Raw genomic sequence first — 12,075 nt, forward strand, 5'->3', positions numbered from 1 at the left:
CTAAGCTTGTCCATACTTCTTACAGTACTTGCAAGCGCTTCCTTTTCCTGTATTATAATAAGTATCTGCTGTATAATCCTTGCAAATAAACGCTACTATATTGCGCGGATACCTATAATCCCAAAAGTTACAATAAAAGGATTGAATGCTATGGATCAGGAGACAAACTATATTTTCGCACCTATTAAAAAAGAACTAATTTGCTTTCATAAAACAACAGATACGGAGCTGATCAACCCCGCCTTGCCTTATCACCGCCACGATGCTTACGAAATATATTTGTTCCTAAGAGGCAATGCTTACATGTATCTTGAGCAGTCCTGCTACAAACTGGCCCCTGGCGATTTAATCATCATCAGCCCCAGCGAAATGCACCGTTGTATCTGTATCGACAATCAAATGTATGAACGAATAGGGCTGAATATCAAGAAATCTGCCTTGGAGAAGCTTTCAAGTCATCGCTCGAATCTATTATCCTGTTTCGAATCCCATCCCTTCGGACAAAACAATCTAATCCGGATCTCCCAGGACCAAATTGTGATGTATTGCGGGCTTGCAGAGAAATTGATCTCCTGCCTCAGCTCGGAGGCATATGGACAGGATCTTCTGGCGGAATCCTACGCAACCCAACTGCTTGTGTTCATCAATACCCTGTATCCGTCTGCCACATACCAATCGAACAATCTCATGCCGGAGCTGGTCAGCAAGACCATGACCTATATCAAGGAGCACCTGGTCGAATCTATTTCATCTGAGCAGCTGGAGCAGGAGTTTCATTACAGCGGCAAATATATTAGCCAGCTGTTCAAAGAGCATACCGGACTTACGATACGCTCCTACATTGTGGACAAGCGCATCTCACTGGCTATGAGCCATCTGGCCGCAGGCAAGACCGTTGCCGAAGCCTGTGAGCTGTCCGGGTTCAGCGACTATGCTAATTTTATAAGGAGCTTCAAAAAAATAGCCGGCATGCCCCCGGGAAAATATAAAGCGGTTAAACAGGCTTGAGAGGCTCTTTCAACTCTTTACACAGGACCAAAAAGAAAAAAAGCCAGAGGCAACTTAAGTTCGCCTTTGGCTTTTTTTGTCTAATTCGGGGTTATTGTGAGTAGTAGATTAATCAGTATTTATCAATCTTGTACCAGAATAAGGGCAGCGGGAACCACCCTGTAGGCACATCCACTGCCATATAGCGACTGTGCTGTGTAAGAAGAAGCGCCTGAGCCTGCTGCTTATTAAGGACTACTGCATCCGGCTTAGCAGACCGCTCAACAGTCACGCCATCCGCATCCACCCGTGCAGTAACCGGCTGACCGTCCATGACTGCGGAGAACTCCCCCTGGACAATCCCTGTCGTCTTAAGCTTAAGCGTCAGATAAGCCTCTAATACATTGGCGAAATCCAGAATATGATACATATCAGAGTTCTCGATAACATAGTCGTCAGCAATGCTGCCAAGAGCTGTATTTAGAGAAATGTCATATTCCGGCGTAACAATAGTGATTCGCTCTGCTCTGCTATATCCCCTGTAAGCCTTGATCGTCCGTGCAATATCGTCCGCATTTGCCACTGCGAATTCAGATATTTCATCGCCTGCTTCGTTTACAATCAGATACCCGATCAGCTTGCCTTTATCCAGGACACCCAGGGCCTTTTGATGGAGGCTGTTGAAAATAAGCGGCAATTGCTGTAAGTTACGTTCAATATAAGCCAGCCTCGAGGTGTTCATGCTATGCGCAAAGGCTTCTGCTCCTTCAATCTCGAATAACGGGCTGAAGGATATTCCAGTGTCGTTCACATGTCTTAAGCCATGGCGCACATTGGCCTCTCCCACGAAATACTTGAACTTTACACCGCCAAGCGTGAAGCCGAAATACTCATATCTCTGTCGCTGACCATATAACACAACCATATCACACGTATTGCGCAGTTCTTCTAGCCACATGTCCATGAGCGCCTTCATATGCCCTTCGCCACGCGCACGCGGATGAACCGATACGGTACCCAAATAGCCGGTTCGCAGCGTATAATCACATACCGTCAGAGGCTCTGGAAAAACGGCTACCTGTGCGCGCAGCCTGCCTTTCTCATCCACAGCAACCTTATGCATAGCTGAAGAATCCACGTTCTTGTTATAGGCTTTGGGCATCAGGGTTTCAAAATCCAAGCGAAAAGCATAGTTGGCCAAATCTATGCATTCCTCACGCTCATTCGGAGTTGCCGTTCTGTATTTAACCATTTTGCCCTACCCTTTCAGTGTAAGTATTTAACTCCCATCCTATAACTATGATTCTAGATGCATATGCAATATCCTGCCGGGCAACGCAGCTAAGCACCTACTCAAACCAGTTGCGCGATTTCTATCCATTAACCTGCCGCATGTCATTCCGATTCCCGCCGCCTGGCCGCGGCCACATCAATCATATGCTTTAATACGCGCCATATTCAAAACAGTCAAAATCTGCCGCATTGTCAGAGGCCGTACCGTTACTCGTACAATACATTCCTATGCAGCAGCCCACAAATCCGCCTGCCACTTCGGTACTCAAACTACTCGTATCTATATGTTCTGCAACCAAATGATATTGCTCTCCATCCGTGCTGTAATAGAAGCTTAACTCCTGGCCTCTTGCAGCTATCTTTAAATACAACCGCCGAGCATCTACCTCTACCTGTGCAACATTCGTCTCCAGCCCATTGATACAGGTCACAACACGTAAGGCTTGTCTGTCATCCTGCAACACGCGCTCAAACCGGATATGATACATTTCATTTTGAATGACGGCCAAACCTGCCGATTCATGGATGCTCCGCGCCGCAAACTCCATCACCGCTGCAGCCATATAGTCAAAATGCTGTTGCCGCAAACAGACAAAGCTGAGATTGTCCTGATCCTTGAACGTTTGAGGTTTTAGCTTTAGCCGCAAATATCCTTTACGTTCTGTCAAAGAATATAAATCCGCTTGCGGATTCCTTAAGAACATCCATTGAAGTGCCAGATTATCACTGTCAAAATGGTCGCAGCGCAATTGCGGCTCCACCGGAACCGGCATCAATCCTATGACCCCCTGCTCCTGCAGAATTCCCCGGCCCTCATTGACTACTGGCCATCCATCCTCCCAAATCACTGAAGCAAGAAACGTCTCCCGCCCCAAATTACTATAGCTACCTCCATAAGGACGTGAAGCGAGCATCACCATATACCATTGACCGTCTTCAGCCTGAACTAAATCAGCATGCCCCACATTGATAACCGGATAATGCTTGCCCAGATGACGATGCGTAATGATCGGGTTGTTGGGATTCCCGGTATAGCCTTCTGTCAGCTTCTGGCTGCGTGCGACGGTCACCGCGTGATTCGGCCCCGTTCCTCCCTCGGCAATCATTAAATAATAGAAGTCATCTTTCTTGTACAGATGTGGCCCTTCCGGCCAGATCACATCTGTCATAGCACCTCTCCAAAGGACATAGCTCTCCCCCGCAAGCTCCATGGTCTCCAAGTTCAGTTCCTGAATCCATACTTCCCAGTTGCCGTCATAACGCACTCCAGTTGAGTTAGGCCTTGTACCCAAATAATAGGTTCTTCCGTCATCATCAAAGAAAATCGTGGGATCAATCCCCACCGCTCCTTGAATAAAATAGGGCTCCAACCATGGCCCGGCAGGATGGGTTGCTGTAACAACGAAATTTCCGCCGTGGGTTACATTGGTCGTAATCATATAGAACATGCCCTCATGGTAGCGTAGGGTTGGGGCAAAAATCCCCCCTGAGTGCCTGGCCCCCTGTAAGTTCAATTGTGAGGGGCGGTTAAGCACGTTGCCAATCTGCTTCCAATGGACAAGATCACGGCTATGGAAAATCGGCACCCCAGGAAAATAAGCAAATGTCGATGTCACCAAATAATAGTCTTCCCCCACCCGGCATACTGAAGGGTCCGGATAAAACCCTGGCATAATCGGGTTATTATAAGTAACGGAATTGTGTTCAATCGCAGTTGTCATTCTTTTACTCCTCCAGTCCTAGTCCAGCTTATCGAAACAGCACACAATTCCCGGATTCCCGGAAATATTTGATCAATTTCTCAATGGGACTGCGCCCGCATTTCAGTTGCTCGCCGAGACAGTCTATACACAGGAAGTCTTGGGCGTTACGCGTAACAAGCTTCAGGTAAATCGCCACATCATCCGTCGTTAAGGGAACTCCGCATGTTCTGCATGTCCTATTCCTATTCATGTTCATGTGATCCTTTATACCAATTTCGCCCGCACAATCAGACAATCATGAGCCGGAACTACAGGAGCATATCTTTCTCTGAATACGCCGATTTCTTTATGCTCCCAGCAGTCATACAGCGACAGCGATTTTCCGGAAGCATAGGGGAGTCCGATATCCCAGAACTGCAACGACATTTCCCTTTGACCATCACTTAAATTGAAGAAACCTATCGCCACGTCTCCGTCAGTTAACACTTTTACCAGCATAAATACATCATCTGCATGAAACCATTGCGGTTCCGGCTTGATGCGATAAGCACCGCGGCCCTCCACATCCTGATTAATGGCAATCAAATCCCCGTTCATCAGAATATCTCTGGTGGCCTGGTTGGTTTTCCGGATGTCACTGCCAATCATCAGCGGAGATCCCATCATGCTCCATATAGAAAAATGGGTCTTGTACTCCACATCACTACAACCGCCGATTTGGCTTCCGATAAAGTCGCTGTTGCTGCCTCCATACATGCCGACAACCAGCATATCCATATCATTATGACAATATGCTCCTGTGTAGCAGGCCTTATCAAGCTGTGACAAAGCTAAACTCTTGATGGAATCCCAGCTATCCTGAATATCCCCTGTGGACCGGTACATATGAGCGCCGGATTCACGAATCCAATGGTATACATTGTCCTCACCCCAATTGCATGCTGAGAACAGGATGTCTCTTCCGCAGTTTTTGAGCGCCAGGCTCATTCGTTTGTACAGCAGTTCCCCCGATATATGTCTGGGCTTGAAGCAGTAATCATACTTCAAAAAATCCACGCCCCATTCTGCCAGCAATTCCGCATCCTGAAATTCATGTTCAAAGCTCCCCGGATATCCTGCGCATGTATGTGTTCCTACACATGAGTACATCCCAAACTTTAATCCCTTGGCATGAATGTAATCTGCAAGCGCCTTCATTCCGTTCGGGAATTTGACCGGATCAGCAACCAGCTTGCCATCGTTGTCCCTTTCTTTCAGGCTCCAGCAATCATCAATAACAATGTACTCATATCCCGCATCCTTGAACCCCTCTGCAACAAGTGTATCGGCGGCTTCCCGGATAAGCTGCTCATTAATGTCCCATGTAAAGGTGTTCCATGAATTCCATCCCATGGGCGGTGTCAAGCCGAGTTGTTGTTTGTTCATCAAAGTATTCATCCTTTCGTGTAATCCAGCTACACCGTCCTTTACTGGACAGCATAGCTGTTGTGGATTGCAGATCCCTATTCCCCAGAAGGGTATGGATGAATCTTCTGAATGGTGCCGTCCGGATTATAGTGCAGCTCCGTATATTTGACGCAGCGCTTATGATTGACACCCTCAGACAGGGAGCTGTCATGGTAGAACAGATACCACTTCTCTTCAAACTGAACGATGGAGTGGTGCGTAGTCCAGCCGATAACCGGTGACAGAATCTCACCCTTGAAGGTAAAAGGACCTGCCGGATGCTTGCTGACCGCATAGACCAAGGTATGCTTTGTGCCTGTCGAATAAGACAAATAGTAGTAGCCATTATATTTATGAACCCATGGCCCTTCAAAATATCTCCGGTCCTCATCACCAGCAAGAATCGGATTTCCTTCTTCATCCACAATGGAAATTTCTTGCGGCACCTCCTGTAAAGACAGCATATCTTCGCTTAACAGCGCCACACGCGGCCCTAGTGCAGGCTGGTCAAGGGCAGGCCCTTCCGCCCCCGGGCGGAAGGTGCCGGTCTGCCATTGTTCAAGCTGGCCTCCCCAGAGGCCGCCAAAGTAAATATACGCCCGGTCGTCTTCATCCACAAAAACAGCAGGATCGATACTGAAGCTGCCGGGAATATAGTCCGGCTGCGGCGTGAACGGACCTGCCGGAGATGAAGCCGTCGCCACACCCAGACGGAACACCCCCTCCCGGTCGCGGGCCGGGAAAAATAAATAGTAAGTATTGTTCTTATAGGCGGCATCAGGCGCCCATAGTTGTTGCGACGCCCAGGGAATCTCGCTCAGATGAAGCACTTGCCCGTGATCTATCACAGGGGATTCAAAATTCTCTATGGATAGGACATGATAGTCTTCCATTGCATACTGGTCACCGTTGTCATTGTCCGGTCCATTATGATCCAGGTCATGGGAAGGATAAATATAAATTTTGCCTTCAAATACGTGGGCGGACGGGTCCGCTGTGTAGATGTGGGTTACGAGTGGCTCGTTGGGTTTGGGCAACTGATTCATGTATAAATCTCCTCTTCTTGAGTATATTGGCTTGAAAGAACATCTCTTCGTACTGAAACTAAGACAGCAGGAAGAATAGAAGCCTTTTCAGCAACCGCTTACAATACATATTGTACTGTACTCTTCCAGCCGTCACCCATACCAAAAGTAAAGAATTCTCCCTATAAATCTTACACGTTTATTGCAGGACTACCGGCAGATTGCAGATATCAACATGGTATCGGACAACACAAAAGATCGTATGGCGCATAATTACATGAACGCCATACGACCTTCCCCCGTTCCAAATAATCTCATCTCACTGCAGGCTTTCCTGGCCGCTTCCGGCTAATTCACCTTAACTAACTGCCATTGCTGATTCAAATCGCCGCGGTACAGGTTCTGCTGCAGCTTCGCGCCGTCAGCACTGGAGGCTCCCGTGACCTCAACAGCCTTGTTGCTGTTCATGTTGAGGATGCTCCAATAGCCATTGCTTAGTCTGATCAATCTGAACTGCTGGGCGGTATTGCCTAAATCCTGCATAAGCTGAATCGCTTCCCCGTTATTCTTCGATCCGTTGCGGACATCCATTACCTTGTTGTCGGAAGAATTGACGCTTCGCAGACGGTAATAATTGTTGGAAGTGCCCAGATCCGTGGCAATCCATTGCTGTGCTGGCACATTATTGTCCGTCCATTGCTGGAGCTGAAGCGCATTGGTATTCTGTCCGCCGGGGACATCAATCACTTTGCCCGATGCCCGGTTGACGATTTTGTATGTCGCCCCGCTGGTCACTCCATTCCAGATCCCGTTCCAGGGATTAAACTGCGCCCGCTCATAGTACCATTCGAATATAAACCGGGCCATTCCGTCCCGGGCGGCATTTCCGTCATAGAGCAGCCCGGCTGTCGGGTCAGCGAAGGAGCTTCTTGTGCCGGGCTCCAGCAGGAATCCGTTCATATGGACGGCAATGCTGACATTTCCCGCTGCGGTAAATATGGCTTTTGTATTCTTGCCAAATCCTGCATTCGATCCGTTGAAGAGATCCCAATAAGAAGAATCCCCCGGCTGTTTCTTGAACCAGGTCGTCTCTGTGATATTAATCGGGTATTTATCGGCACAAGGCTTGATACTAGTGTCCCAAATTTCCTGCAGCGGCGTGTAATTGTCATAGGCGCCGTAACCCGGATACCAGTGCACGGCGTAACCATAATTGTTCAGAGGGTCCGTAAGCGGATCGGATGCGGTCAACTGATAATGCTGATCCCATCCAAGGCCCGAAGCCCAAATCACGTTATCTGCCCCTTTGCTCCGTATAGTGGAGATCAGGGAGTTCTGGAAGTTTTTAAGGGAGTTCCAAAAGGCCGGGAAATTAGGCTGAGAGGGATTCCCTCCCCATTCGCCGTTCACATCGCTCAGAACCGGTTCATTAATGAGCTCGAACATCACATTGTCCGCACTTTTTATGGCCGGCTGGGAAGCGAGATAACCCCAGATTTGATTGAATTTGTCCAGATTGCCCTGAGTTGTTGCCTTGTTGTCCTTAAGCGTGAAGTCGAGGCCCAGTGTGACATACAGACCTTTTGTCTTGGCATAATTGATATAAGGGATGATAACATCCTGGGTAACCGACTGCAGACCGGCAAAATTATACGTACCCGCCGCTACATCGCCCATGTCTTCGCGGTCAATGAACAGGCGAACCTGATTCATGTACCAGCCATGGCTGTTGCCGTACTTGGCCGAGGTGCTGGTGAAGGTGTCAGTGATGTCCTTCAAATACGCAAGGGTTGCCGCGTGCCGGTTCCCTCCGTTGCGGTCCAAATAATAGCTGCTGTTCTGATAGGTCCAGTAAGCACCGCTGGGCTGATGCCAGCCGCTGAGCAAAACCGGCTGTCCGCTGCTGTTCACCAGTTGATTACCGCTCACATGGAGCTTGGACACAGGCATGCCCTCCCATGCCTGTGCGGTTTTGCCGCTGGAGAGCATAGGCGACAGAATAAGCGCCAGCATTAGCAGCAGCTTGATCGCCCCATTCATTTTCCTCTTTTTCATAGATACCCATCTCCTTAATTTTGTAGAGTAGCACTTAATTGTAATTATTGTAAACGTATACAAATAAATTGTACTCTCTCTGGAAACGGGTTAACAACCTGTGTAACTATAGCTGTTCGACTGTCAAATTATAGATTGGCATGCAGAAACGGATTCACCGTCAATTCTTATATTTTAAGCAGAGACTCCCGGTATTCCTGGGGGGTCATGCCCGTTGTCTTCTTGAAGAAACGGGTGAAGGAGTGGGGGGCCTCATAGCCTACACACATCGCTACATCGCGTATTTTCAGCGTTTCATTGCCTAACAGTTCCTTCGCTTTAACAGACCTGCAGTTGTCGATGTACTCGGATAAGTTGATCCCCTGTTCCTGTTTGAAAAACCTGGACAGATACGTAGGGTTAAAATAATGCAGCTCTGCCAGCCGAACCAATGACAAGTCCTCGCTCAAATTGCTGCGTATATAATCGCATATCCGTTCGATCACCTCCGAAGACCGTTCCTTTTCAGCAGAACTCCTAAGCCGGAAGATATCGGCGGCAAGCTTCTCCAGTTCATTCATGCCTTCATTCAAGGACAAATGCTCGTCAAGCCGCATCAGCTTGCCATAATCATTGACGAGGCCGTGGATATTCCAACGGTTCATATAGGATAGAAGTACAAGGGCGACCGTATAGTACATCTCCGTAGCTGCTTCTACACTAACCGCCCTATGAAGACCTTCCTTGATTTCACCCAACGTCTCCAGGAATCGTTCCTGCCTCCCGGCATCAAGATGCGCTGCCAGATTCTCCACCCGCTGATTGAGCCGGACGCCTGCCTCCTCTTTCACCCCATCAGGCTCCAGCCGGCCCGTCCGATCAATCAGCACCATAGAGATGCCGTCTCCAATTTTCACTTGCTGAAGCCGGTGGAGCCTGTCATATTGCCGGCTGATTCCCCTCCATTCACAGGCTGAGCCACTAACGGCAAAAGCGATGGTCAACCCGAGCGTCTGCCGGCAGGAATCCTGGATAAGCTCCAGCGTCCCTTCAAGATACCGCGAAAAATGGCCATTGAATGCGGCTGCCGCATGATCGAAGGGTTGAAGCAGCCATAAGACATCCCCGTGTCTGTCGAGAATCCCGGTATGCCTTGCCATCTCCGCCAGAAATGAATTCCAGATGACTCTGGAAGAAGTTACAATCTCGCTTCGATCCAGATAAGAGATCCCCCCGGGATACGTCAGACGTCCGAGAATCAGCATAACCGGGGATTCCGCATCCAGACTTATTTTGAGCTTGCGGAAATCATTCTTCAGCACTTCTGTATCCGCGCATAAGGTATGGCTGTCCTGTAGCAGGTGATGAAGGTAGTTGCCTTGCGCAATAACTTCCATCGCATGACGTTGTTCCTGTGACTTCTCCAGAAGCTCATTCAGCTTGTTGCCTTGTTCGATTTCCAGCAGCACCTCCTGAACTGTCTCGACAATCTTGTCGAAGCCTTCTGTCTTCAATAAGTAACGGGCATTAGGAATTTGTAAGGCACTGTAGGCGTAATCGAACTCGCTGTAACCGGTCAGAAAAATGATCTTGGAGCGCGGCCAATATTTGCGGATGTGCTCAGACATTTCGAGCCCGCTCATCCCTGGCATCCGGATATCCGTAAGCACAATATCTATTCGTGTACGTGAGAGCCATTCCAGTGCCGATTTCGCGGAATATACTTTATATACATCCAGCTTGTCCGGAAGGAGCCGGTTAAACACTTCGTATAAGCCGTCCGTTATTATTTCTTCATCGTCAACGATCAAGAGTCTATACAAGCTCTTCGCCTCCTGTCAGCCTGATTCTAATCACGACTTTGAGGCCGTTCAGCCCGCTTCTATCCACAAACAAGCCGCTGCCTTCCCCGTAGATCAATTGGATGCGCCGGTGGATATTAATCATACCGGTGATCTCATACGATTCGTTTTTTTGATCCAGCCGTTTTCGCAAAGTTTCGATTCCGTCATCGGTGATCCCGCTGCCGTTGTCCTCCACAATAATTCTGACTTCCGTTTCCTCCTTCTCAAAAGAAACACGAAGCTCTCCCTCATCCGCCTGCTTCTCCAGGCAGTGCTCATAGGCATTCTCGATAATGGGTTGAAGAATAAGACGAGGGACCCGGATGTTCTCCAACTCTTCGGGCAGTTCGTCAAACTGGACATGAATGCGCCTGGAGAACCTCATTTTCTGGATCTCCGTATACATTTGTGAATGACGGGTCTCCTCTGCCAGCCGGACATTATCTTCTCCGTTTCGGGTGATAAATCTGAAATATTCGCCCAGCATATTGGAGAACGCCTCAATCCGCGTAATATCCCCTTGCTTGGCCAGCGAGTTCAGGATAAAGAAGCTGTTGTATAGAAAATGGGGATTAATTTGTGACTGAAGCTGCTTAAGTTCTGCACGCTGCATCATGAGCTTCTGTGTGTAATCCTGATCAATAAGCATTCTGAGCCTGCTGAGCATTTGATTAAAACGAAGATACAAATATCCAAATTCATCTTTGCGGGCATGGACAATCTGAATATCCAGCGAACCGCTTTCCATCTTCTTGAAGCTTCGTACCAGCACAAGCAATGGCTTTTGAACGAGCTTGTAAGTAGCATAGGAATACATAAGAACTGCCAGAAAAGATGCTGCGGCGAACAGCCAGGCCCAGAGTACAAATTTGGTTAACGGCCGTTTGACAGCCGTTTCCGGCAAGTAGGTAACTACCGCCATTCCCAGCTTGCCTGAAGAGAAGCTGTCGACATGGTATCTCATACCGTCCAGTACCCTGGTTTTCTCAAGCTTCCCTTCATGCATGGCCTGGTTATAGCTCTGAAGCATCTCCTGAGCGTTGCTTCCAGTCCCAAGCGCATAACCCGACTGCATCGAAACCAGCAGCGATCCGCTCTCAGCGTAGGCGTTGATCTGCTTCAAGGAGTCCTTCAGCTTCTCGTTATCGAGTTCAATCTGAATGATAAAGAGCGGAGGCTCCCCCATTCTGCCGCTGGACTCGGCGACGCTGAGCTCCAGGAAGTTGTTCCAGTTGATGAGCCGGCCTTCTTTTTTCAGATCAACGGACTGGAAGAAATTATATTTCCCGCTGTCCAAATCATCGATGGCATTCATAGCCGAAATCGTTTTATCAATCGTACGAATATGGACATATACATCGCTGATGTAGGCACTGCTGTTCTTTAGGGAAGTGACCCGCTGGGTAATGTAATTCAGGCTCTCTCTCTTTTGGACATCGTCCATGAATTCCCATGTCACAGCAATCTTGTTCAGCTCGGTGTCCTGGGCAAGATCATATTGCTGGATTTCCATCCATTCAATCTCACGGTTCAGGGCCTCCAAATAATAAGTTAATTGCGACAAAGTGGCTCTTGATAAATCCTGGCTTGCATTTTTATAGCTCCAATTGTATAGATAGAGACCCAGCAGCAGAATCGGAAGAATAATAACGAGATAAGTAACAACCATCCGGATAAAAATGGTATGGCGCATGGACTCGGCAGGGAATTTAAGCAAGCCATCCGCCTCCGTTGCCTTCCGGG

The 12,075-nt window shown here is 48.4% G+C and carries 8 protein-coding genes; 1 reads left to right on the forward strand and 7 read right to left on the reverse strand.

What is annotated here, in order from left to right:
• Positions 1-150: 150 nt before the first annotated feature.
• A complete protein-coding gene (locus tag A3844_RS03490; protein WP_074106634.1) occupies positions 151-1,008 on the forward strand; it encodes an AraC family transcriptional regulator in 858 nt (285 codons plus the stop codon).
• Positions 1,009-1,120: 112 nt separating this feature from the next.
• On the opposite strand, the gene A3844_RS03495 is transcribed toward A3844_RS03490, so the two are convergent.
• The 7 genes from A3844_RS03495 to A3844_RS03530 form a co-directional block, all read right to left on the reverse strand.
• On the reverse strand, positions 1,121-2,239 hold the full coding sequence (locus tag A3844_RS03495; RefSeq protein ID WP_074106635.1) for a GNAT family N-acetyltransferase: 1,119 nt from the start codon (positions 2,237-2,239) through the stop codon (positions 1,121-1,123).
• A 190-nt stretch (positions 2,240-2,429) separates the two neighbouring features.
• Positions 2,430-4,001 (reverse strand): glycoside hydrolase family 43 protein, encoded by a 1,572-nt coding sequence (locus tag A3844_RS03500; RefSeq protein ID WP_074106636.1) that lies wholly within the window; start codon positions 3,999-4,001, stop codon positions 2,430-2,432.
• A gap of 246 nt (positions 4,002-4,247) precedes the next feature.
• Positions 4,248-5,408 (reverse strand): glycoside hydrolase family 27 protein, encoded by a 1,161-nt coding sequence (locus tag A3844_RS03510; protein WP_074085519.1) that lies wholly within the window; start codon positions 5,406-5,408, stop codon positions 4,248-4,250.
• Between the two features lie 77 nt (positions 5,409-5,485).
• Positions 5,486-6,475 carry a glycoside hydrolase family 43 protein gene (locus A3844_RS03515; RefSeq protein ID WP_074106638.1) on the reverse strand — a complete coding sequence of 330 codons (990 nt, stop codon included), beginning with the start codon at positions 6,473-6,475 and terminating at the stop codon, positions 5,486-5,488.
• 327 nt (positions 6,476-6,802) lie between these two features.
• Positions 6,803-8,509, reverse strand: a complete 1,707-nt coding sequence (locus A3844_RS03520; RefSeq protein ID WP_074106639.1) for an RICIN domain-containing protein — start codon at positions 8,507-8,509, stop codon at positions 6,803-6,805.
• A 167-nt stretch (positions 8,510-8,676) separates the two neighbouring features.
• Positions 8,677-10,311: a response regulator gene (locus A3844_RS03525; protein WP_074085522.1), complete on the reverse strand. Its 1,635-nt coding sequence runs from the start codon at positions 10,309-10,311 to the stop codon at positions 8,677-8,679.
• Positions 10,304-12,049 (reverse strand): sensor histidine kinase, encoded by a 1,746-nt coding sequence (locus A3844_RS03530; protein ID WP_074085523.1) that lies wholly within the window; start codon positions 12,047-12,049, stop codon positions 10,304-10,306. Before A3844_RS03530 ends, A3844_RS03525 begins: the two co-directional genes overlap by 8 nt.
• Positions 12,050-12,075 lie beyond the last annotated feature (26 nt).

This window comes from Paenibacillus helianthi (assembly GCF_001909055.1).
In the GTDB taxonomy this organism is placed as follows: domain Bacteria; phylum Bacillota; class Bacilli; order Paenibacillales; family Paenibacillaceae; genus Paenibacillus_AQ; species Paenibacillus_AQ helianthi.

What these genes read in the sequence shown, in the direction of transcription:
- A3844_RS03510 (WP_074085519.1), bottom strand. Translation starts at nt 5,408, where the DNA reads ATGAACAAACAACAACTCGGCTTGACACCGCCCATGGGATGGAATTCA.
- A3844_RS03515 (WP_074106638.1), bottom strand. Translation starts at nt 6,475, where the DNA reads ATGAATCAGTTGCCCAAACCCAACGAGCCACTCGTAACCCACATCTAC.
- A3844_RS03500 (WP_074106636.1), bottom strand. Translation starts at nt 4,001, where the DNA reads ATGACAACTGCGATTGAACACAATTCCGTTACTTATAATAACCCGATT.
- A3844_RS03495 (WP_074106635.1), bottom strand. Translation starts at nt 2,239, where the DNA reads ATGGTTAAATACAGAACGGCAACTCCGAATGAGCGTGAGGAATGCATA.
- A3844_RS03520 (WP_074106639.1), bottom strand. Translation starts at nt 8,509, where the DNA reads ATGAAAAAGAGGAAAATGAATGGGGCGATCAAGCTGCTGCTAATGCTG.
- A3844_RS03490 (WP_074106634.1), top strand. Translation starts at nt 151, where the DNA reads ATGGATCAGGAGACAAACTATATTTTCGCACCTATTAAAAAAGAACTA.